19 protein-coding genes are annotated in these 21,521 nt (G+C 66.3%); 15 read left to right on the forward strand and 4 right to left on the reverse strand.

What is annotated here, in order from left to right; translation table 11 throughout:
• Nucleotide 1: 1 nt before the first annotated feature.
• The 15 genes from pheA (at nt 2) to ACN20X_RS22025 (ending at nt 16,168) form a co-directional block, all read left to right on the forward strand.
• Nucleotides 2–1,102 carry a prephenate dehydratase gene (gene pheA, locus ACN20X_RS21955; protein WP_016449513.1) on the forward strand — a complete coding sequence of 367 codons (1,101 nt, stop codon included), beginning with the start codon at nt 2–4 and terminating at the stop codon, nt 1,100–1,102.
• Nucleotides 1,102–1,980 carry a prephenate dehydrogenase gene (locus tag ACN20X_RS21960; protein ID WP_473209920.1) on the forward strand — a complete coding sequence of 293 codons (879 nt, stop codon included), beginning with the start codon at nt 1,102–1,104 and terminating at the stop codon, nt 1,978–1,980. The genes pheA and ACN20X_RS21960 overlap by 1 nt, the downstream gene beginning before the upstream one ends.
• Nucleotides 1,981–2,082: 102 nt before the next feature.
• Nucleotides 2,083–4,110 (forward strand): bifunctional 3-phosphoshikimate 1-carboxyvinyltransferase/cytidylate kinase, encoded by a 2,028-nt coding sequence (locus tag ACN20X_RS21965; RefSeq protein WP_473209921.1) that lies wholly within the window; start codon nt 2,083–2,085, stop codon nt 4,108–4,110.
• 145 nt (nt 4,111–4,255) lie between these two features.
• Nucleotides 4,256–5,980 (forward strand): 30S ribosomal protein S1, encoded by a 1,725-nt coding sequence (gene rpsA / locus ACN20X_RS21970; protein ID WP_255247313.1) that lies wholly within the window; start codon nt 4,256–4,258, stop codon nt 5,978–5,980.
• Between the two features lie 90 nt (nt 5,981–6,070).
• Entirely contained in the window at nt 6,071–6,409 is a 339-nt protein-coding gene (locus ACN20X_RS21975) for an integration host factor subunit beta (protein ID WP_016449517.1), read from the forward strand.
• Between the two features lie 80 nt (nt 6,410–6,489).
• Nucleotides 6,490–6,807 carry a LapA family protein gene (locus ACN20X_RS21980; RefSeq protein WP_016449518.1) on the forward strand — a complete coding sequence of 106 codons (318 nt, stop codon included), beginning with the start codon at nt 6,490–6,492 and terminating at the stop codon, nt 6,805–6,807.
• Nucleotides 6,797–7,972 (forward strand): lipopolysaccharide assembly protein LapB, encoded by a 1,176-nt coding sequence (lapB, locus tag ACN20X_RS21985; RefSeq protein ID WP_016454366.1) that lies wholly within the window; start codon nt 6,797–6,799, stop codon nt 7,970–7,972. Before ACN20X_RS21980 ends, lapB begins: the two co-directional genes overlap by 11 nt.
• Before the next feature lie 260 nt (nt 7,973–8,232).
• Entirely contained in the window at nt 8,233–8,634 is a 402-nt protein-coding gene (locus ACN20X_RS21990; protein WP_016454367.1) for a ComEA family DNA-binding protein, read from the forward strand.
• 139 nt (nt 8,635–8,773) lie between these two features.
• Nucleotides 8,774–11,752: a monovalent cation/H+ antiporter subunit A gene (locus tag ACN20X_RS21995; protein WP_016450500.1), complete on the forward strand. Its 2,979-nt coding sequence runs from the start codon at nt 8,774–8,776 to the stop codon at nt 11,750–11,752.
• Nucleotides 11,752–12,117 (forward strand): Na+/H+ antiporter subunit C, encoded by a 366-nt coding sequence (locus ACN20X_RS22000; protein ID WP_016450499.1) that lies wholly within the window; start codon nt 11,752–11,754, stop codon nt 12,115–12,117. Before ACN20X_RS21995 ends, ACN20X_RS22000 begins: the two co-directional genes overlap by 1 nt.
• Nucleotides 12,114–13,910 (forward strand): monovalent cation/H+ antiporter subunit D, encoded by a 1,797-nt coding sequence (locus ACN20X_RS22005; RefSeq protein ID WP_016450498.1) that lies wholly within the window; start codon nt 12,114–12,116, stop codon nt 13,908–13,910. The genes ACN20X_RS22000 and ACN20X_RS22005 overlap by 4 nt, the downstream gene beginning before the upstream one ends.
• Complete coding sequence (locus ACN20X_RS22010; protein WP_016450497.1) at nt 13,907–14,398, forward strand: Na+/H+ antiporter subunit E; 492 nt, start codon at nt 13,907–13,909, stop codon at nt 14,396–14,398. Before ACN20X_RS22005 ends, ACN20X_RS22010 begins: the two co-directional genes overlap by 4 nt.
• Nucleotides 14,395–14,673: a K+/H+ antiporter subunit F gene (locus ACN20X_RS22015; protein WP_012206532.1), complete on the forward strand. Its 279-nt coding sequence runs from the start codon at nt 14,395–14,397 to the stop codon at nt 14,671–14,673. Before ACN20X_RS22010 ends, ACN20X_RS22015 begins: the two co-directional genes overlap by 4 nt.
• Entirely contained in the window at nt 14,670–15,056 is a 387-nt protein-coding gene (locus tag ACN20X_RS22020; protein ID WP_016450496.1) for a monovalent cation/H(+) antiporter subunit G, read from the forward strand. The genes ACN20X_RS22015 and ACN20X_RS22020 overlap by 4 nt, the downstream gene beginning before the upstream one ends.
• A gap of 242 nt (nt 15,057–15,298) precedes the next feature.
• Entirely contained in the window at nt 15,299–16,168 is an 870-nt protein-coding gene (locus ACN20X_RS22025; protein ID WP_016450495.1) for an LOG family protein, read from the forward strand.
• 71 nt (nt 16,169–16,239) lie between these two features.
• Here ACN20X_RS22025 and ACN20X_RS22030 read toward each other — a convergent pair whose 3' ends face one another.
• The 4 genes from ACN20X_RS22030 to ACN20X_RS22045 all read right to left on the reverse strand — a co-directional run bounded on the left by ACN20X_RS22030 (nt 16,240) and on the right by ACN20X_RS22045 (nt 21,505).
• Nucleotides 16,240–17,421, reverse strand: a complete 1,182-nt coding sequence (locus ACN20X_RS22030; RefSeq protein WP_016450494.1) for an MFS transporter — start codon at nt 17,419–17,421, stop codon at nt 16,240–16,242.
• A gap of 1 nt (nt 17,422) precedes the next feature.
• Entirely contained in the window at nt 17,423–18,922 is a 1,500-nt protein-coding gene (locus ACN20X_RS22035; RefSeq protein WP_473210825.1) for a DNA recombination protein RmuC, read from the reverse strand.
• A gap of 110 nt (nt 18,923–19,032) precedes the next feature.
• Complete coding sequence (locus tag ACN20X_RS22040; RefSeq protein ID WP_016450492.1) at nt 19,033–20,040, reverse strand: 2-hydroxyacid dehydrogenase; 1,008 nt, start codon at nt 20,038–20,040, stop codon at nt 19,033–19,035.
• A 37-nt stretch (nt 20,041–20,077) separates the two neighbouring features.
• Nucleotides 20,078–21,505 carry a sodium:proton antiporter gene (locus ACN20X_RS22045; RefSeq protein ID WP_026062206.1) on the reverse strand — a complete coding sequence of 476 codons (1,428 nt, stop codon included), beginning with the start codon at nt 21,503–21,505 and terminating at the stop codon, nt 20,078–20,080.
• Nucleotides 21,506–21,521: the final 16 nt, after the last annotated feature.

Consider the following 21,521-nt stretch of genomic DNA (forward strand, 5'->3'; position numbering starts at 1 on the left):
CATGAGCACCCCACCCCAAGCCTCTCCCGATCTGGCGCATCTGCGCGTGCAGATCGACGATATCGACCAGCAACTGCTGGATCTGCTGAACCGACGCGCCCGCGTGGCCGAGCAGGTCGGCGAGGTCAAGAAGCGGGAAGGCACGCCCTTCTTCCGCCCTGACCGCGTGGCCCAGGTCATCCAGAAGATCGAGTCCGCCAACCCCGGCCCGCTCAAGAACGCCCATGTCTCGGCGATCTGGCGCGAGATCATGTCGGCCTGCCTGGCTCTGGAGTCACCCCAGCGCGTGGCCGTGCTGGGCCCGGCGGGCACGTTCTGCGAGGAAGCGGCCATCCAGTATTTCGGCGGCGCGGCCGACCTGATGTACTGCAACAGCTTCGACGAGGTGTTCCACGCCACGGCCGCGGGCAGCGCGCAGTACGGAGTGGTGGGCGTGGAGAACTCCAACGAAGGCGTGGTCACGCGCTCGCTGGACATGTTCCTGCATACGCCCTGCCACGTGGTGGGAGAGGTCAGCCTGCTGGTGCGCCACAACCTGCTGCGCAGCACCAGCACGACCGAAGGCATCAAGGTGGTTGCAGCTCACCCCCAGGCCCTGGCCCAATGTCAGGGCTGGCTGTCCAAGCATCTGCCACATGCCGAACGCCGCCCGGTGTCCAGCAACGCCGAAGGCGCCCGCCTGGCGGCGCTGCACCCCGACATCGCCGGCCTGGCCAGCGAACGCGCGGCCCAGCAATTCGGCCTGCACGTGGTGGCGCATGCCATTCAGGACGATGCCTACAACCGTACGCGCTTCGCCGTCATCTGCCTGCCGCATACGCTGGCGACGCCCGCACCCAGCGGGCAGGATTGCACCAGCATCATCATCTCCGTGCCCAACCGTCCCGGCGCCGTGCATGACCTGCTGGTACCGCTCAAGCGGCACGGCGTCTCCATGACGCGCTTCGAATCGCGCCCCGCACGCACCGGCCAGTGGGAGTACTACTTCTACATCGACCTCGAAGGTCACCCGGCCCAGCCCAACGTGGCCAGCGCGCTGCAGGAGCTGCGCGAGCTGTGCGCCTTCTACAAGGTGCTGGGCACCTATCCGGTCTCCAAGTGATGCAGCCGTTCGAACAACTGGGGTTGATCGGCTGCGGCCTCATGGGCGGCTCGTTCGCGCTGGCGCTCAAGCAGGCCGGGCTGGTCAAGCGTGTCGTGGGCTACAGCAAATCCCCGTCCACCACCGAGCGCGCACGCCAGATGGGCGTCATCGATGTGGAGGCACCCTCGGCCCTGCTGGCCGCCGCCGGCGCAGACCTGGTGCTGCTGGCGGTGCCCGTGGCGGCCACCGAGGCCACGCTCAAGTCCATCAAGCACCTGGTCACGCCCGGGATGATGATCATGGACGTGGGCTCCACCAAGGTCGACGTGGTGCATGCCGCCCGCTCGGCATTGCGCGACCAGCTCGGCTCCTTCGTGCCGGCCCACCCCATTGCGGGCAAGGAAGTCTCGGGCGTCGAGCATTCCGACCCCCAGCTGTACAAGGGCGCACAGGTCATCCTGACGCCCACGGAACGCACACTGACCGAGCACCTGCAAAAGGCCCAGTCCCTGTGGGAGCTGCTGGGCTGCCGCGTGCGCGCCATGTCGCCAGAAGCCCACGACAGCGCCTTTGCCACGGTCAGCCACCTGCCGCATCTGCTGGCCTTCGCCATGATGCAAAGCGTGATCACCCAGCCCGATTCCGATGAGGTGCTGTCCCTGGCCGGCCCCGGCTTCCGTGACTTCACGCGCATTGCAGCAGGCGACCCCAAGATGTGGCGCGATGTGCTGCTGGCCAACAGCGAACAGGTGCTGGCGCAGTCGCGCCAGTTCCAGCAGGCGCTGCAGCAACTCGAATGCCTGATCCAGGCCGGCGACAGCCAAGGCCTGGAAGACCACCTGACCCTGGCCAGCGCGGCGCGTGCCCACTGGCGCATGGGCGTACCGCGCCGCTGACGCGCAACGCCGGCCGCGCTCCAAGCGCCCCCAAGCGCATCTGTGGATTGCGGCCAGCGCGGCCGCAATGCCTTCCGACAGCCTGTTTGCCTCCGAATTGCCATGTTCAGTACCGCCTTCCTCGATATCCCCCCTCTTTCCCGCGCGCAGGGCACGGTGAGCCTGCCAGGCTCCAAGAGCATCTCGAACCGCGTGCTGCTGCTGGCAGCGCTGAGCCAGGGCACGACCGTGGTCCACGACCTGCTTGACTCGGACGACACGCGCGTCATGCTCCGTGCCCTGCAGCAACTGGGCTGCACGGTGGAGCCCGCGACCATCACCCTCGGCCAGCCTGTGCGCATCACCGGCCTGGGCGGCGTCCTGCCCTCCGGCGCCAGTGCCGAGCTGTTCATGGGCAACGCCGGCACGGCCATGCGGCCGCTGACAGCAGCCCTGTCCGTGCTGGGCGGCGACTTCCAACTCAGCGGCGTGCCGCGCATGCATGAGCGCCCCATCGGCGATCTGGTCGATGCGCTGCGCCAGCTCGGCTGCCGCATCGACTATCTGGGCAACGAGGGCTTTCCTCCGCTGCACATCCGCCAGCCCGATTTCTCGCAGCTGCCGCACAGCCCCATCCAGGTGCGTGGCGATGTCTCCAGCCAGTTCCTGACCTCGCTGCTGATGGCACTGCCGCTGCTGGCCACCACGCGCGACATCACCATCGAAGTCGTGGGCGAGCTGATCTCCAAGCCCTACATCCATATCACGCTGGAGTTGCTGGCCCGCTTCGGCATCGCCGTGCACAACGAGAACTGGCAGCGCTTCACCATCCCGGCCGGCAGTCGCTACCGCTCGCCGGGCGAGATCCATGTCGAGGCAGACGCCTCGTCGGCGAGCTACTTCATCGCACTGGGCGCCATCGCCTCGGACAGCGCCGAAGGCATCCGCATCCTCGGCGTGGGACTGGATTCCATCCAGGGCGATATCCGCTTTGTCGAAGCCGCGCGCGCCATGGGCGCCGAGGTGGAGGGAGGCCCGAACTGGCTGCGCATCCGCCGCGGCGCCTGGCCGCTCAAGGCCATCGACCTGGACTGCAACCACATCCCCGATGCCGCCATGACGCTGGCCGTCATGGCCCTGTATGCCGATGGCACGACCACGCTGCGCAACATCGCAAGCTGGCGCGTCAAGGAGACCGACCGCATCGCGGCCATGACCAAGGAGCTGCGCAAGCTGGGCGCCGAAGTCGAGGAAAGCGTGGACTTCATCCGCGTCACACCACCCGCATCCACCGCCGCATGGCGCGCGGCCAGCATCCACACCTACGACGATCACCGCGTGGCCATGTGCTTCTCGCTGGCGGCCTTCAACCCGGCCGCCCTGCCGGTGCGCATCGAAGACCCCAAGTGCGTCGCCAAGACCTTCCCCGACTACTTCGAGGCCCTGTTCTCGGTCTGCGAGACCGCCCGTGCCCGCATCCCCGTGATCTGCATCGATGGCCCCACCGCCTCCGGCAAAGGAACCATCGCCGCCGAGGTGGCCGAGGCCCTGGGCTACCACCTGCTGGACTCGGGCGCGCTGTACCGCCTCACAGGACTGGCCGCGTCGCGGGCCGGCATGGTGCTGGACGAATCCCACGCCCCGCAGATTGCCGCGCTGGCGCGCGCGCTGCCCGTGCGCTTTGATGCCGAGCAGCGCATCTGGCTGGGCGACGAGGATGTCACCCTGATCCTGCGCAGCGAGGAGTCGGGCATGAACGCCTCGCGCGTCTCGGCCCTGCCGGCCGTGCGCGATGCACTGGTGGACCTGCAGCTGTCCTTCCAGCAGCTGCCGGGGCTGGTCGCCGACGGCCGCGACATGGGCACGGTGATCTTTCCCCATGCTCCCCTCAAGGTCTATTTGTCGGCCTCCGCCGCCTGTCGCGCCGAGCGCCGGCATAAGCAGTTGATTTCCAAAGGAATTGCCGCTAACATAAGCGCCCTTCGGGCAGACCTTGAAGCACGCGATGCGCGGGACATGAACCGCAGCGTTGCACCCCTCAAGCCCGCCCAGGATTCCATGCTGCTTGACAGCTCCGAGCTTTCCATCGAAGAGGTGGCAGAGCAGGTGCTTTCATGGTGGCAGGAACGCCAGCCGTTCGGCCGCGACTGATTGCCAGTTGCGCCGCACGGTCGGCAACCCGCCCTTAGGGCCCAGACATGGCGGCACCGCCCCGTGTACGGCCCGAGGTTCATAGACTCCAACCCCGTGGTTGAACCCACAACACCTCCGCAAACAGTCCTAGAAACGCTTGGCAATGGTGCCAACGGAAACCTGTTTGCGGGCAAGGAAATACATGTCTGAATCTTTTGCCTCCCTGTTTGAAGAATCGCTGCAACGCACGGAAATGCGTCCTGGCGAGGTCATCACCGCTGAAGTCGTGCGCGTCGAGCACAACTTCGTCGTCGTGAACGCTGGCCTGAAGTCGGAAGCCTATGTGCCGATCGACGAATTCAAGAACGACCAGGGAGAAATCGAAGTCCAGGTGGGCGACTTTGTGTCGGTCGCCATCGGCTCGATCGAAAACGGCTACGGCGACACCATCCTGTCGCGCGACACCGCCAAGCGCCTGGCCTCGTGGCTGGCTCTGGAAAAGGCCCTGGAATCGGGCGAATTCGTGACCGGCACGACCTCCGGCAAGGTCAAGGGCGGCCTGACGGTGCTGGTCAACGGCATCCGCGCCTTCCTGCCCGGTTCGCTGATCGACACCCGTCCGATCAAGGACCTGACTCCGTACGAAAACAAGACGATGGAGTTCAAGGTCATCAAGCTGGACCGCAAGCGCAACAACGTGGTGCTGAGCCGCCGCGCCGTGGTCGAAGCCTCGATGGGCGAAGAGCGCGCCAAGCTGATGGAGACGCTGAAGGAAGGCGCCATCGTTCAAGGCGTGGTCAAGAACATCACCGAATACGGTGCGTTCGTGGACCTGGGCGGCATCGACGGCCTGCTGCACATCACCGACATGGCATGGCGCCGCGTGCGTCATCCCTCGGAAGTCGTGCAGGCTGGCCAGGAAATCACGGCCAAGATCCTCAAGTTCGACACCGAGAAGAACCGTGTCTCGCTGGGTCTGAAGCAAATGGGCGACGACCCGTGGATGGGCGTTTCGCGCCGCTACCCCTCGAGCACCCGCCTGTTCGGCAAGGTCACGAACATTGCCGACTACGGCGCGTTCGTCGAGCTGGAACCCGGCATCGAAGGCCTGGTGCACGTCTCCGAAATGGACTGGACCAACAAGAACATTGCTCCGACCAAGCTCGTGACCCTGGGTGACGAAGTCGAAGTCATGGTGCTGGAGATCGACGAAGACAAGCGTCGCATCTCGCTGGGCATGAAGCAGTGCAAGGCCAACCCCTGGCAAGAGTTCGCGCAGAACACCAAGCGCGGCGACCGCGTCAAGGGCCCGATCAAGTCGATCACCGACTTCGGCGTGTTCGTGGGCCTGGCTGCCGGTATCGACGGCCTGGTGCACCTGTCCGACCTGTCCTGGAACGAGCCCGGCGAAGCTGCCGTGCGCAACTACAAGAAGGGCCAGGAAGTCGAAGCCATCGTGCTGGCCGTGGACGTCGAGCGCGAGCGCATCTCCCTGGGCATCAAGCAGCTGGACAGCGATCCCTTCACGACCTTCGTGACCGTGAACGACAAGGGCCAGATCGTGTCGGGCAAGGTCAAGACGGTGGACGCACGCGGTGCTGAAATCGACCTGGGCGAAGACATCGTCGGCTACCTGCGCGCTTCGGAAATCGCCGTGGACCGCGTGGAAGATGCCCGCTCGGTGCTGAAGGAAGGCGACGAGATCACCGCCGTGGTGGTCAATGTGGATCGCAAGACCCGCAACATCCAGCTGTCGATCAAGGCCAAGGACCAGGTTGACCAGCAAGAAGCCATGGCTTCCCTGTCCGCCCAGTCGGCCAAGGAAAACGCCGGCACGACCAGCCTGGGCGCCCTGCTGCGCGCCAAGCTGGACAACTCCGACAAGTAATCAGCAGCCAGTCTGCTGACCGCTGAAGGTCGGATGCGACGGGTGCCTCCGGGCGCCCGTCGCCATTTCAACCCCTGATTCCTATCCTTGATGACCCGATCCGATCTCGTCGAAGAACTCGCAGCACGCTTTGGCCAACTGAGCCAGCGCGACGCCGAGCAGGCCGTCAAGACGATTCTTGACGCCGTCAGCGATGCCCTGGTGCGCGGCCATCGCATCGAAATCCGCGGCTTTGGAAGTTTCTCGGTCAACCACCGCCCGCCCCGCATGGGCCGCAATCCCCGCAGCGGCGAGGCCGTCCACATTCCGTCCAAGCGCGTGCCGCACTTCAAGCCCGGCAAGGCCCTGCGCGAAGCCGTGGACCTGCGCCCCGGCGCGGCGCCCGACACGGTTGCCACCAGCTCCGCAGGCACCGGCCCTGCCGCCTGAAAGCCGGCTTGCCGGCTGCGCGCACTGCAGCCGTCGTCACCGCCAGGCTCTAGAATCGTTCCCGTCACACAAGGGAACACATGAAGTACTTCCTGTGGCTGCTCAAGGCGGCCATTTTTTTTACGCTGTTCGCCTTCGCACTGAACAACCAGCAGGACGCGACGGTGCACTTCTTCTTCGGCACCTCCTGGACTGCGCCGCTGGTACTGGTGGTGCTGGCCGCCTTTGCCCTGGGCCTGATCGTGGGCGTGCTGGGCATGGTGCCGCGCTGGCTCAAGCACCGCAATGCCGCGCGCTCGACCCAGGTCCCCGCGCCTGCAGCCGAAGGAGCGGCGCCAGCCACGGCGCCCAAGGCGCCCCCCTCCCCCATCCTGCCGGGCGACGTGCATGGAATTTGATCTGAGCTGGATACTGCTGGGCCTGCCCGTGGCCTTCGTGCTGGGCTGGCTGGCCTCGCGCTGGGACCTGCGGCAGATCCGCGCCGAAAACCGCCAGGCGCCCAAGGCCTATTTCAAGGGCCTGAACTTCCTGCTCAACGAGCAGCAGGACAAGGCCATCGACGCCTTCATCGAAGCCGTGCAGAACGACCCCGACACCTCGGAGTTGCACTTCGCCCTGGGCAATCTCTTTCGCCGCCGCGGCGAATACAACCGCGCCGTGCGCGTACATGAGCACCTGCTGTCGCGCGGCGACCTCAGCCGCGTGGACCGCGACCGCGCCCAGCACGCGCTGGCCCAGGACTTTCTGAAGGCAGGCCTGCTCGATCGCGCCGAGGACGCGCTGCGCCGCCTGGAAGGCACGGCCTTCGAGGCCGAGGCCCGCCTGGCCCTGCTGGCCATCTACGAGCGCTCGCGCGACTGGACACAGGCCGCCGCCATTGCTCGCCGCATGCAGGATGCCAACCAGGGGGACTTCAGTGGCCGGCTGGCGCACTACCTGTGCGAAGACGCCCAGTCCTTGCTCACGCAGGGCCAGCAGGCCGAGGCGCTGCAGCGGCTGCAGCAAGCCATCACCACAGCACCCCAGGCTGCGCGACCGCGCCTGGAGCATGCCCAGCTGCAGCATCGCATGGGGCAATCGGCCCAGGCCTTGCAAACGCTGGAGAGCCTGGCCGAGCAGTCCCCCGCCGCGCTGCCGCTGGCAGCCCAGTTGCTGGTGGACATCGCCGCCGCCACAGGCCAACGCCAGCATGTCCACCAGCTGCTCAGCCAGCAATACACCCAGGCACCTTCGCTGGACCTGCTGCAGGCGTTGGTTGCGCTGGACGCTCAAATTGAAGAACAGAGCACCGATGGTGAAACCAAGGCACCGGGACGCGCCCGCCTGGTCCAGCATCTGGACAGGGAACCTTCCCTGGTGGCTGCTGCGCAGTGGCTGGCTGGCGAGAAACTGTCCGAGGAGCAATACCACCCAGCCGTGCAACGCGCGCTGGACCACGCCGCCAAACCGCTGACCCGCTATCGCTGCGCGGCCTGCGGCTTCGAGGCTCGCCAGCATTTCTGGCACTGCCCCGGCTGCCAGAGCTGGGACAGCTACCCGGCCCGGCGCGTCGAGGAGCTGTGATGGGCCGGGGTGGCGAAAGGCGGCCATATCCCCGGCACCGCGTCACCCCCATTGGCAAACACGGCATGGCCAGTGTATTTTCAGAGTATTCCTAGAAACCGCCCTGGAGGGCGCGTGGCCATTGGCTTTGGGCGCGTGCGGCCGAGCCTGCGCCGGCCTTCTGGAGCCCGCGACTGCCTGGCGGCACGCCAGAGGCCTGCATAAGATGCTTCTGGGTCGCAATGTTGCGGCCCTCAACATTGAGGGATCAGGAGGTTTGTATGTTCAGAAAATTGATGGCTGGCTTCATTGCGCTGCTGTGGTCCGTGATGGCTTTGGCCGCTGTGGAAGCCAACAAGGCGAATGAAGCCGAACTGACATCCATCAAGGGCATAGGCCCGGCCATGTCGGCACGCATTCTCGAGGAACGCAAATCAGCCCCCTTCAAGGACTGGCCCGACTTCATCGCACGGGTCAAGGGTGTGGCGGAACCGACAGCCACCAAGTTTTCGGGCGAAGGCCTGACTGTCAACGGCAGCAGCTACAAAGGCCACAGCGCCAAGCCTGATGCCAAGGACACTGCGACCAAGGGGGGCAAGGACACGGCCGCCCAGGGCGCCAAACCGACCAAGGAGCAGGCGGCAAAGCCGGCCACTCCAGCCAAGGCCGGCTCGGCCTCCTGAAGACGCGAACTGTCTCTATCCAACCCGCTTCGGCGGGTTTTTCATGCGTACGACCCTCGGGGTATGCGCGGCCATAGCCTGAAACATGCTCAGGTTTTCATAGCGAAGCAAAAAACCTTGCCCGTAAAATGGACCGCCCATGCCCCTGATCACCCTCATACTCCTACCCTTCATCGGCAGCCTGATTGCCGCAATGCTGCCCGCCAATGCGCGCAATACGGAGTCGACTCTGGCCGGCGTGATCGCATTGGGCTGTGCCATACAGACCGCATTGCTGTTTCCACAGATCGCCGATGGGGAAGTGCTGCGCCAGGAGATCGAGTGGCTGCCGGCACTGGGACTGAACCTGGTGATCCGCATGGACGGCTTTGCCTGGATGTTCTGCATGCTGGTGCTGGGCATAGGCTCGCTGGTCGTGCTGTATGCGCGCTACTACATGTCGCCGGCCGATCCCGTGCCGCGCTTTTTCTCTTTCTTTCTGGCCTTCATGGGCGCGATGGCGGGCGTGGTGCTGTCGGGCAACATCATCCAGATTGCCTTCTTCTGGGAGCTGACCAGCCTCTTCTCCTTTCTTCTGATCGGATACTGGCACCATCGCAAGGATGCACGCCGCGGCGCGCGCATGGCGCTGACGGTGACGGGCACAGGCGGCCTGGCCATGCTGGCCGGCATGCTGGTGCTGGGCCACATCGTGGGCAGCTATGACCTGGACAACGTGCTCATCGCCGGCCAGCAGGTGCGTGACCACCAGCTGTACCTGATCGCCCTGGTGCTGATCCTGCTGGGCGCGCTGACCAAGAGTGCGCAGTTCCCCTTCCACTTCTGGCTGCCGCACGCCATGGCCGCGCCCACGCCGGTGTCGGCCTATCTGCACTCCGCCACCATGGTCAAGGCCGGCGTGTTCCTGCTGGCGCGCATGTGGCCCGTGCTGGGCGATACCGATGCCTGGTTCTGGCTGGTGGGCGGAGCCGGCGCGGCAACCCTGCTCATCGGCGGCTATCTGGCCATGTTCCAGCACGATCTCAAGGGATTGCTGGCCTATTCGACGATTTCCCACCTGGGCCTGATCACGCTGCTGCTGGGCCTGAACAGCAAGCTGGCCGCCGTGGCTGCGGTGTTCCACATCATGAACCACGCGACCTTCAAGGCCTCGCTGTTCATGGCCGCGGGCATCGTCGACCATGAAAGCGGCACGCGCGACATCCGCCGCCTCTCCGGCCTGCGGCACATGATGCCCATCACGGCCACGCTGGCCTGCGTGGCCAGTGCGGCCATGGCGGGCGTACCGCTGCTCAACGGCTTCCTGTCCAAGGAAATGTTCTTCGCCGAGACCGTCTACCTGGATGCCGCTCCCTGGGTGCGCACGGCCTTGCCGGTGGCAGCCACGGTGGCGGGCATGTTCAGCGTGGCCTATTCGCTGCGCTTCACCATCGACGTCTTCTTCGGCCCCAAGGCCACCGACCTGCCGCATGACCCGCACGAGCCTCCGCACTGGATGCGCGTGCCCGTCGAGCTGCTGGTGCTGGCCTGCCTGGTGGTGGGCATGCTGCCGGCGTGGGCGGTGGGCAGCTTTCTCGCAGCGGCCGCCACGCCCGTGGTCGGCGGCGACCTGCCCGAGTACAGCCTGGCCATCTGGCACGGCTGGAACATGCCCTTGATCATGAGCCTTGTGGCGTTGATTGGCGGCATCCTGCTGTACATGCTGCTGCGCTGGCAGCGCCAGGCCGGCCATATGGATACCGCGCCGCTGGTGGGGACGCTCAGCGGCCAGCGTGTTTTCGAGAACCTGCTGGCCCGCCTGTCCCTGCTGGGCCGCTGGTCGCGCCGGCGCCTGTCCACCATGCGCCTGCAGTGGCAGATGCTGTGGCTGGTCTGCACTGCCGTGCTGGCTGGCGTTCTGCCCCTGTGGCTGCAAGGCATCAAGCTGGGCGACCGGAGCATGCTGCCGCTGTCGCCCGCCTTCGTGATGCTGTGGGCCGTGGGCATTCTCTGCGCCCTGGGTACGGCCTGGAAGGCCAAGTACCACCGGCTGACGGCGCTGATCATGCTGGGCGGCGCCGGCCTGTGCACCTGCCTGACCTTCCTGTGGTTCTCGGCGCCTGACCTGGCGCTGACGCAGCTGGTCGTCGAGGTCGCCACCACGGTGCTGATGCTGCTGGGCCTGCGCTGGATGCCCAAGCGCGACAAAAGCCTGCACATTCCCGTGCTGTCCGCCGAGCTGCGCGCCCGCTCGCGCCGCATGCGTGACCTGCTGCTGTCGCTGGTTGCAGGTGGCGGCATGGCCTGGCTGGCCTTCGCCATGATGAGCCGCCCCTTCTATGACGGGGCCTCCACCTTCTTCCTGGAACATGCGCTCAGCGATGGCGGCGGCACCAATGTGGTCAACGTCATGCTGGTGGACTTCCGGGGCTTCGACACCTTCGGCGAGATCGTGGTGCTGGGCATCGTGGCCCTGGTCGTCTATGCGCTGCTCAGGCGCTTTCGCCCGGCCCGCGAGACGCTGGACCTGCCCGAGCAGCAGCGCTACATGCCTGGCGACCTGCAGACCGATCTGTTCAATCCGCGCAACGCAGGCGATACGGCCGTGGGCTACCTGATGGTGCCCGCCGTGCTGGTGCGGCTGCTGCTGCCGTTTGCCGCCCTGGTTTCCGTCTACATCTTCATGCGCGGCCACAACGAGCCCGGCGGCGGCTTCGTGGCCGGCCTGGTGTTCTCGGTCGCCTTGCTGATGCAGTACATCATCTCCGGCACGCAGTGGGTCGAGGCCCACCTGCCGATCTTCCCGCGCCGATGGATCGGTGTCGGCCTGCTGTTCGCACTGGGTACCGGCATGGGCTCCATCGTGGCCGGCTATCCCTTTCTCACCAGCCACACCTTCCATATGACCCTGCCAGTCGTCGGCGACGTGCATCTCGCCAGCGCCCTGTTCTTCGACATCGGTGTGTTCTCGCTGGTGGTCGGCGCGACCATGCTCATTCTGACGGCCATCGCCCACCAATCGGTGCGCAGCCACCGCTACCACGCCCGTCTGCTGGAGGAGCAGCAGCAACAGGCCGAAGAGGCCGAAGCCGCCGTGCAGCAGGCCACCGCTGCAGCGCTTGCACGAGGAGGTTTCTGATGGAAGTCGTGCTTGCCATTGCCATCGGCGTACTGACGGGCTCGGGCGTGTGGCTGCTGCTGCGCCCACGCACCTACCAGGTCATCATGGGCCTGGCCCTGCTGTCTTACGCAGTCAACCTGTTCATCTTCAGCATGGGCCGCCAGGGCCTGGCCATCGACAAGGAGCCCGTGCTGCGCGCCGGCGTGCCGCAGGATCTTGCGCACTATGCGGACCCCATGCCGCAGGCGCTGGTGCTCACGGCCATCGTGATCGGCTTTGCCATGACGGCACTGTTCCTGGTGGTGCTGCTGGCATCGCGCGGCACCACGGGCACCGACCATGTGGACGGAGCCCATTCCCGCACCGAGCAGGAGATGCCATGAACGAGCTGACCGCCCGTCTCATGCCGCACCTGATGCTGGCGCCCATCGTGCTGCCCATGCTTTCGGCAGCGCTGATGCTGTTGCTGCGCGAAGAGCGCCAGCGCCTCAAATTCGCTCTTGGACTGGTATCCACCCTGATGGGGCTGGGCGTGGCCGTGATGCTGATGCTGTGGACCGACCAGGCCGGCGCGCCCGTCAACCTGGGCGTCTACATGCCGGGCAACTGGCCCATGCCCTTCGGCATCTCGCTGGCACTCGACCGCCTGACCGGCATGATGCTGGTGCTGACCTATACGGTGGCCCTGGCCTCGCTGGTCTTCTCCAGCGCCCGCTGGCACCGAGCGGGGATGCACTTTCACTCGCTGTTCCAGTTTCAGCTGATGGGCCTGAGCGGCGCCTTCCTCACGGCGGACCTGTTCAACCTGTTCGTGTTCTTCGAGATCATGCTCGCGGCCTCCTATGGACTGGTCCTGCATGGTTCCGGGCGGACACGCATCCAGGCGGGCCTGCACTACATCGCCATCAATCTTGCAGCCTCGTCGCTGTTCCTGATCGGCGTGTCCATGCTCTACGGCCTGACCGGCACGCTGAACATGGCCGACCTGGCACGTGCCATCCCCCAGGTCAGCAGCGACGACCGCGGGCTGCTGCATTCGGCCGCTGCCATCCTGGGCATTGCCTTCCTGACCAAGGCAGCCATGTGGCCGCTGAACTTCTGGCTGGTGCCGGCCTACAGCGCAGCCACCGCTCCCGTGGGCGCCGTGTTCGCGCTCATGACCAAGGTGGGCGTCTACGTGGTGCTGCGGCTGTGGACGCTGCTGTTCAGCTCCGAGGCCGGCGCCTCCGCCCTGTTCGGCAGCACCTGGCTGATCGTCGGCGGCATGCTGACCATGGCCTTCGGCGGCCTGGGCATGCTGGGCTCGCAGCGCCTGACGCATATCGCAGGCTTTGCGGCCGTTCTCTCTTCGGGCACCTTGCTGGCCGCCACGGGCTTTGGCCAGAACGCCTTGACGGCCGGGCTGCTGTACTACCTGCCCAGCTCCACCCTGGCCGTGAGCGCCCTGTTTCTGATCGCCGACGTGGTGGACCGCTGGCGCGTGGATGACGATGCGGGCGAGCCCTATGAGGATGACGAGGCTCCCTTCCTCAACGCCGAACTGCTGCCCACGGAGGGCTTCAACCTCGACGAATCCGAAGAGGTGCTGATCGGCCGCGCCATTCCCGCAGCGGCCGCCTTCATCGGCCTGAGCTTCATGCTGGCCACCCTGGTGGTCACCGGCCTGCCCCCGCTTTCGGGCTTTGTGGGCAAGTTCGCCATGCTGTCTGCCCTGCTCAACCCGCTGGGCCTGGGCAACTCCAGCGGCTTCCAGGCCGGCTGGGCCGGCTGGGTGCTGGTGGCGCTGATGATCGCCACGGGACTGCTTGCCCTGCTGTCGCTGGTGCGCGCCGGCATACGCCATTTCTGGGCGACCGAGGAGCAGAACTCGCCCTCGTTGCGTGTGGCCGAAGGCCTGCCCATCGCCGTGCTGCTGGCCTGCTGCGTGACGCTCACCGTGCAGGGTGGCCAGCTGATGGGCTACACGCAGCGTGCGGCCGATGCGCTGCTGGCGCCCGATGTCTATGTGCGCTCCGTCATGGGCACGCAGCCTGAGCCGAGCCCGGCAGAAAAGAAGGCGCGGCTGGAAGCCGGCCCCGAAGGCGCCGCGCGCGCCGCTGCCCAGGCCAGCGGCGCCCCCATGCCCGCAGGCATAGGCGATGCAGGCCCAACGGCCGGCAAGGAGGATTCCCGATGATGAAAACCCTGCTGCCCGCGCCGCTGCTGTCGGTGGCGCTGTTCCTGCTGTGGCTGCTGCTCAACCGCTCGTTCAGCAGCGGCCAGATCCTGCTGGGCGCCTTGCTGGGCCTGTTGCTGCCGCTGCTGCTGCGCGGCCTGCGCCCCTTGCCCGTGCGCGTGCGCCATCCGCTGACCATCGTGCGCCTGGGGCTGCGCGTGGTCTGGGACACCTCGGTGTCCAACTTCAACGTCGTGCGGTTCATGCTGTTTCCGGGCATGCGCAAGCACCCGGCCAACTTCGTGCGCATCCCGCTGGAACTGCGCGACCCCAACGGCCTGGCCGTGCTCGCCATGATCGTGTGCATCACGCCCGGCACGGCCTGGGCCGAGATCTCGCGCGACCGCTCCCAGCTCATGCTGCATGTGCTGGAGGTCGATGATCCCGAAGAGATCGTCCAGCACGTCAAGCGCTCCTACGAGCGCCCCCTGATGGAGATTTTCGAATGATGCCCTGGTTCCACTGGACTTTGATGTTCGCGCTGGGCCTGCTGGTCGCCGCCATGGGCTGCGCCGTGCTGCGCCTGCTCAAGGGCCCGCACGCCCAGGATCGCGTGCTGGCGCTGGACTGCATGTACCTCAACGGCATGCTGGCCATGCTGCTGATGGGCATCATCTATGACAGCACCAGCTATTTCGAGGCCGCCCTGCTGGTTGCGCTGTTCGGCTGCGTGGGCTCCACGGCCATGGCCAAGTTCCTGCTGCGCGGCGAGGTGATCGAATGATGCCGGAAACCACCACGCTGCCGCTGTGGTGCCAGATCCTGGTGGCTGTGCTGGCGCTGGGCGGCGCCATCATCGCCTTTCTGGGCTCCATGGGCCTGTGGCGCCTGGACAGCTATTTCGAGCGCGTGCATGCGCCTTCCATCATCGCCACCATGGGCTGCTGGCTGATCATGCATGCCACCTGGATCTACTTTTCCGTCAGCGGACAGAGCCTGGCCGTGCATGCGCTGCTGATTGCGGTGTTCATCTCGGTGACCGTTCCCATCACGACCATCTTCCTGATGCGTGCAGCCCTGTTCCGCGCACGCCGTGCGGGCCAGGACGTGCCGCCGCCGCTGAGCAGCGTCGTGCGCAACGAGCCGGCCGAACACCCGGACGTCTGAAGCGCAATCGGGCCTGAAAATACCCGCCGATGCGGCAGGCAGCGGCAGGCAAAAGCCCTACTGCCAACTGTCCAGCATACGAATTCGCCCACGGCTGCGTCAATGCGCCAAAGCACCCGGTGCACGAGCCCCGCGGCTATGAGTTTGTGAGCGTATAGTGCAGTCATCATCTGCGCTGGCAACGTATTTGATGGAACGGCCACAGGCGTGGCCGCCCTGGTTTTTCCTGTGTACGAGGGTTCATGCAAATCTCTTCCCCCCTGACCGATACCGATCTGGCCAACGGCTGGTCGGCCCTTCACAACCAGGCACACAACGGCATGGCATTGCAGCAGAACTCCAATCGCCTCGCCTTCGCGGACCCGGAATTCATGTTCCGCCGCGAAACCCGCGGCATCCGCATGCAGCTGGAGCTGCTCAAGCCGGACCTGGCCCAGATCGAGCGCGGCATCGAGCACACCGTCGTGGTCTATGGCAGCGCCCGCTTCGTGGACCTGGAGCAGGCCGAGCAGCAATTGGCCGACGCACAGGCCAGCGGCGATCCCCAGCGCGTTGCCTTGGCCGAGCGCGCCGTGCGCAATGCGCACCGCTATGAACAGGCCCGCGCCTTCACGCGCATCGTGGCCGCCGACAGCCTGAACCAGCCGCCCGAGGAGCGCCTCTACATCTGCACCGGCGGCGGCCCCGGCATCATGGAGGCGGCCAACCGGGGCGCCCATGACGTGGGCGCACCCAGCATCGGCCTGAACATCGAGCTGCCGCACGAGCAAAACGGCAACCGCTTCATCTCGCCGGACCTGAGCTTCAAGTTCCACTACTTCGCCCTGCGCAAGATGCATTTCATGATGCGCGCCAAGGCCCTGGTGGCCTTCCCCGGCGGCTTCGGCACGCTGGACGAGCTGTTCGAGGTGCTGACCCTGATGCAGACCGGCAAGACGCATTCGGTGCCCGTGATCCTTTTTGGCACCGAGTTCTGGAAGCGCCTGCTCAACATCGACCTGATGATCGAGGAAGGCACGATCTCGCCCAAGGACCTGCAGCTGTTCCGCTATACCGATGATCCGGTCGAAGCCTGGGCGCTGATCAAGCAGTTCCACGCTGGCGGCTGGTAAGCCGCCAGCGGCCGGCAGGCCGCCACCGCGTCGCAAGGCGATCTGCGCACCAAGGCGCAGGTCGCTTTTTTTCATTCCGGCTTGCGCGGCGTCAGCCCCATGAACCAGGCCGTGCGGATGCCCGAGGCCACGGCCGCGCCCACCACCCAGAACAGGGCCGAGACGCCGATCAATGCCCCCGCCGAGCCGAACAGCACGGGCATGGCCACGCTGGAGGCATTGATGGCCATGAGCCGCAGGCCCAGTGCCTCGCCATGGCGGTGCTCGGGCGTGATCTGGTGCAGCATGCTCATGACCATGGGCTGCACAGATCCCAGTGAAAAACCCAGCATCACTGAACACATGCCCATGGTCAGCGCCGAGTCCATGAAGGGGTACAGAGCAAAGACGAAGGCGGTGATGGCCATGGCACCGGAGATCACGGCGCCTTCGCGCAGGCGCTCGGCCACCAGCGGCATGGCCAGGCGGATGGCAGCGGCCGCCACGGCAAAAATGCCCAGCAGCGTGCCGATGACCGAGGCGCTCAGGCCCTTCTCATGGCCCAGCAGCGGCAGTACGAAGGTGTGCACGTCCCAGCATGCGGACTGCAGCCAGTTGACCAGCAGCAGGTTGCGGAAATTGCGGTCTCGCAGCAAGTCCCAGGCATGCTGCTTCGGACCGCCTATGGGCGCACGCACGGGCGGCAGCTCCTGCGTGTGGCGCACCCAGCTCCAGGCCAGCACGGGCACCAGGGCCAGCAGGCCGAAGGCGACGCGGTAGCCCATGGTGCTGCCCTCGCCGCCAAAATTCGCGTGATCGATCAGCAGCCCGGTGCTGAAGGGCCCGATGAAGTTGGAGATGGCCGGGCCTATGGCCAACCAGCTGAACACCTTCTTGAGCGCCACCGCATCGTGGGTGACACGGCCCGCATGGCGCTGCACGGCAATCACCACGGCGCCGCTGGCTCCGCCCGTCAACAACGCCGCAAGGCATAGCACCGGATACAGCGGCAATGCCAGCGCCAGCGCGCAGCCCCCGCTGGCCGCCAGCATGGACAGGAAAAACGGCTTTCGAAAACCATGCTTGTCCGCGAAGCGCCCGGCCGGCAGCGCCAGGAAAACCTGGGTCAGCGCGAACAGCGCCAGCAAGATGCCCACGGCCGCCGCGCTATAGCCCTGCTGCAGGGCCAGCAAGGGCGCTGCCAGCCGCATGCCGGCCATGGTGGCATGCACGCTGACCTGCGCCATGATGACCTTGAACAGGGCCAGGTTCATCTCAATCCTGCTCCGATCCCGGCTCCATTCCGGCCGCAGCGTCCTTGTCATCCGGCAGGCCGGGCCGCGCTGCACTAGAGGTCGGCGCGGGCAGCTCCTGCACGTCGCGCAGCTGGCGCTGGATGGCGCGCGTGCGCACGCCCACCTGCTCGAAGCGCTTGGCCGCCGCGTCTATGGACTTGCGCGTGGCATCCACCACTTCGCCGAACTTGGCGAACTCGGTCTTGACCTGGCCGAGCACCGCCCAGACCTCGGACGAGCGCTTTTCGATGGCCAGCGTCTTGAAGCCCATCTGCAGGCTGCTGAGCATGGCGGCCAGGTTGGCCGGGCCGGTGACCATCACGCGGCAGCCGTTCTGCACGGCCTCGACCAGGCCGGGGCGGCGCATGACCTCGGCAAACAGGCCTTCGGTAGGCAGGTAGAGCACGGCAAAGTCCGTGGTGTGCGGCGGGCTCACGTACTTGCCGTGGATCTTGCGCGCCTCGAACTTGATCGATGCCTCGAAGGCATTGCCTGCCGAGACAATGGCCGCCTTGTCCGCCGCATCCTGGGCGTCGAGCAGGCGCTGGTACTGCTCCACCGGGTACTTGGCGTCGATGGGCAGCCAGACCGGCGTCTCGTCGCTGCGTCCGGGCAGGCGGATGGCGAACTCCACCATGTCGTCGCTGCCGGGCACGGTCTTGACGTTGCGCGCGTACTGCTCGGGCGTGAGCACGTTCTCGATGATGGCGCCCAGCTGCAGTTCGCCCCAGGTGCCGCGCGTCTTCACATTGGTCATCACGCGCTTGAGATCGCCCACGCTGCCGGCCAGCGTCTGCATCTCGCCCAGGCCCTTGTGCACCTGCTCCAGCCGGTCGCTGACCAGCTTGAACGATTCGCCCAGGCGCTGCTCCAGCGTGGCATGCAGCTTCTCGTCCACCGTGCGCCGCATCTCTTCCAGGCGCGCCGCATTGTCCGACTGGATGGTGGCCAGGCGCTCGTTGAGCGTGCCGCGCAGCTGCTCGGCATGGACCTGGCTGGATTGCGCCAGTCCGCCCAGCTGCTGCTGGATGTCGTTCTTGAGGGAGTCCAGCGTGCTGCGCGTGGTCTGCGCCAGCGCCTCGAAGCGCTCCTGCACATGGGCGTTGAAGCGCTGCGTGCTTTCGCCCTGGGCCTCGCGGGCCTGGGCGCTGTCGGCGGCCAGCCGCACGGTGAGCCGGCCCAGTTCCATGCGAAAGGCTGCCAGCGCCTCGCCCTGCTCGCGCCGCGCCGCCTGGGCATCGAGCTGGGCCTGGGCCAGATGGGCCTGCAGCTGCTGCGACACGCGGTCCAGCCCGCCATCGCTCTTGGCCACGGCCATCTGCGTGGCCTGGGCACCGCGCTCGAGCTGCTGCAGCCGCACGTCCAGCATCTGCAGCGCCTGCAGCGCCTGCAGCACCTGCTGGGGCGCCACCCCGTCCTCGCGCTGCGCCGAGCGCCTCCACAGCAGCCAGATCACGGCCGCCTGCCCCAACAGCAGCACGGCCCAGGCCGCCCACCACACTCCGGATATCTGGGTCAAGATTTTGCTTGCGCTCCATGCAGCGGGAAGCGGCCAGGGCCAGCCTTCCCGCGATTGTCACAACACGGTGTTCAGGCCTTGGCGCGCGCGCCGGCGGCCGCCGCTTCGGGCTGGTTCACGGGCGTGCGCGGGCCCTTGCCGGACAGGAAGTCGATCAGGTTGTCGGCCGCCAGCTCGGCCATGGCGCTGCGCGTGCCCATGGTGGCGCTGGCGATGTGCGGGGTCAGCACCACGTTGGGCACGGTCAGCAGGTCGGGATGGACCGAGGGCTCGCCCTCGAACACGTCCAGGCCTGCTGCAGCAATGGTCCTGTCGCGCAGTGCCCTGGCCAGCGCCGCGTCATCGACGATGCCGCCGCGCGCGATGTTGATCAGCGTGGCCGTGGGCTTCATCCGGGCGATCTCGGCCGCGCCTATGGTGTGGTGGTTTTCCTTGGTGTAGGGCAGCACCAGCACCACATGGTCGGCCATGGCCAGCAGTTCATCCTTGCCCACGTAGCCGGCCTTGCATTCGGCTTCCAGCTCGGGCGACAGGCGCGAGCGGTTGTGATAGACCACCTTCATGCCGAAGCCATGTGCCCCGCGTTTGGCGATGCCCTGGCCGATGCGGCCCATGCCGATGATGCCCAGCGTGCTGCCGTGCACTTCCGAGCCGGCAAACAGGTCGTAGCGCCAGGAGTTCCACTTTCCGGCGCGCAGGTAGTGCTCGCTCTCTGTCACGCGGCGGGCCGTGGCCATCAGCAGGGCAAAGCCGAAATCGGCCGTGGTCTCGGTCAGCACGTCGGGGGCATTCGTGCCCTGCACACCTGCAGCCGTCATCGCAGGCACGTCGAAGTTGTTGTAGCCCACGGCCATGTTGGCCACCACCTTCAGGCGCGGGCAGGCGGCCAGCAGCGCCGCATCGATGGTCTGCGAGCCCGTGGTCAGCACGCCATCCTTGTCCTGCAGATGCCGGGCCAGTTCCTGCGGGCTCCAGACCACGTCATCCTGGTTGGACTCGACCTCGAAGTGCTGCTCCAGCTTGCGCACCACTTCGGGCGGGATGGCACGGGCGATCAGGATGCGGGGTTTGCTTGCCATGTCTGTCTCTTTCCTTGTCTTGGCGTTAGGCGGTTCTTCAGCGGAACCAGATGAAGCTCATCAATACGAACAGCGGCACCAGAATGCACAGCGACCAGGCCATGTAGCCGAAGAAGCTGGGCATCTTCACGCCGCGCTCCTCGGCAATGGCCTTGACCATCAGGTTGGGCGCATTGCCGATATAGGTGTTGGCGCCCATGAACACCGCGCCCGCCGAGATGGCGGCCAGCGTCGAGGCCATGGCCGTCATCATCTGAGCGGCGTCTCCGCCCGCCGTATTGAAGAACACCAGGTAGGTCGGCGCGTTGTCCAGGAACGAGGACAGCAGGCCCGTGGCCCAGAAATACATCAGCGGATCGGGCGTGCCGTCGGCGCGCGTCACGGCCCCCACAATGGCGCCGAAGGGTCCGGCCGTTCCCGCCTTGAGCATGGCGATCACTGGAATGATGGTCAGGAAGATGCCCGCGAACAGCTTGGCCACTTCCTGCATCGGCCCCCAGCCAAATTCATTGGCCTGGTGCACGCTGCGCGGCGTGAGCCTGAGGGACAGCACAGTCACGGCGACGAGGCCCGCATCGCGCACCAGACCCGGCAGGCCCACATGCGTGCCGGCCAACACCAGGCCGGCATCGGTACGCCACAGGCCGCTCATCAGCACCAGTGCCACCACGGCCAGCAGCAGCACGAAGTTCACGCCGCCATCAAAACCCAGGCGGCTGGCGCGGCCCAAGGCATCGACGCTGGGCGTGGGATCGGGCAGATCCGCTTCGCCGGCCTTGCGCAGCAGCCAGGCATCGATCGCGTAGAACAGCGCCAGCAGCGCGCCCACCAGGAACAGCGTCTCGGTGAAGATGTGGCGTACCGTCCAGAAGAAATCCACCCCCTTGAGAAAGCCCAGGAACAGCGGTGGATCGCCCAGTGGCGTCAGCGAGCCGCCGGCATTGGAGACGATGAAGATGAAGAACACCACCACATGCACCTGGTGCCTGCGGTTGTCGTTGGCGCGCAGCAGCGGCCGGATCAGCAGCATCGAGGCGCCCGTGGTCCCCATGAAGCTGGCCAGCACGGCGCCGATCGCCAGGATGGCCGTGTTCAGCCCCGGCGATCCCTTGAGATTGCCGCGCACATAGATGCCGCCCGACACCGTGTACAGCGCCGTCAGCAGGATCACGAACGGCAGGTATTCGGCCAGCAGGGCATGCACCAGGTTGGCCATGGCCGCGCCCACGCCGAACACCGCCGCGAAGGGCAGCAGAAAGACCAGCGCCCAGGCGGCCGTCACCTTGCCGAAATGCCGGTGCCAGAAATGGGGCGCCGCCAGCGGCACCAGGGCGATGGACAACAGCATGCCCGCAAACGGCACGCCCCAAAGTACCGAAAGCTGGCCGCCGTCGATATCGGCGGCCAGGGCCCAGGATGGCGCGCAGGTGGCCAGCAGCGCCAGCAATCCGCGCAATGCCTTCATGGTCCCGTCTCCTCTT

This window comes from Delftia sp. PX-1, assembly GCF_055797465.1.

Bases quoted from the DNA above. Each gene is read 5' to 3' on its own strand.
- ACN20X_RS22020 (WP_016450496.1), top strand. From the start codon at position 14,670: ATGATGCCGGAAACCACCACGCTGCCGCTGTGGTGCCAGATCCTGGTG.
- lapB (WP_016454366.1), top strand. From the start codon at position 6,797: ATGGAATTTGATCTGAGCTGGATACTGCTGGGCCTGCCCGTGGCCTTC.
- ACN20X_RS22010 (WP_016450497.1), top strand. From the start codon at position 13,907: ATGATGAAAACCCTGCTGCCCGCGCCGCTGCTGTCGGTGGCGCTGTTC.
- pheA (WP_016449513.1), top strand. From the start codon at position 2: ATGAGCACCCCACCCCAAGCCTCTCCCGATCTGGCGCATCTGCGCGTG.
- ACN20X_RS22025 (WP_016450495.1), top strand. From the start codon at position 15,299: ATGCAAATCTCTTCCCCCCTGACCGATACCGATCTGGCCAACGGCTGG.
- rpsA (WP_255247313.1), top strand. From the start codon at position 4,256: ATGGTGCCAACGGAAACCTGTTTGCGGGCAAGGAAATACATGTCTGAA.
- ACN20X_RS22005 (WP_016450498.1), top strand. From the start codon at position 12,114: ATGAACGAGCTGACCGCCCGTCTCATGCCGCACCTGATGCTGGCGCCC.
- ACN20X_RS22015 (WP_012206532.1), top strand. From the start codon at position 14,395: ATGATGCCCTGGTTCCACTGGACTTTGATGTTCGCGCTGGGCCTGCTG.
- ACN20X_RS21995 (WP_016450500.1), top strand. From the start codon at position 8,774: ATGCCCCTGATCACCCTCATACTCCTACCCTTCATCGGCAGCCTGATT.
- ACN20X_RS21960 (WP_473209920.1), top strand. From the start codon at position 1,102: ATGCAGCCGTTCGAACAACTGGGGTTGATCGGCTGCGGCCTCATGGGC.
- ACN20X_RS22045 (WP_026062206.1), bottom strand. From the start codon at position 21,505: ATGAAGGCATTGCGCGGATTGCTGGCGCTGCTGGCCACCTGCGCGCCA.
- ACN20X_RS22000 (WP_016450499.1), top strand. From the start codon at position 11,752: ATGGAAGTCGTGCTTGCCATTGCCATCGGCGTACTGACGGGCTCGGGC.
- ACN20X_RS21965 (WP_473209921.1), top strand. From the start codon at position 2,083: ATGTTCAGTACCGCCTTCCTCGATATCCCCCCTCTTTCCCGCGCGCAG.
- ACN20X_RS22040 (WP_016450492.1), bottom strand. From the start codon at position 20,040: ATGGCAAGCAAACCCCGCATCCTGATCGCCCGTGCCATCCCGCCCGAA.
- ACN20X_RS21990 (WP_016454367.1), top strand. From the start codon at position 8,233: ATGTTCAGAAAATTGATGGCTGGCTTCATTGCGCTGCTGTGGTCCGTG.
- ACN20X_RS22030 (WP_016450494.1), bottom strand. From the start codon at position 17,421: ATGAACCTGGCCCTGTTCAAGGTCATCATGGCGCAGGTCAGCGTGCAT.
- ACN20X_RS21980 (WP_016449518.1), top strand. From the start codon at position 6,490: ATGAAGTACTTCCTGTGGCTGCTCAAGGCGGCCATTTTTTTTACGCTG.
- ACN20X_RS21975 (WP_016449517.1), top strand. From the start codon at position 6,071: ATGACCCGATCCGATCTCGTCGAAGAACTCGCAGCACGCTTTGGCCAA.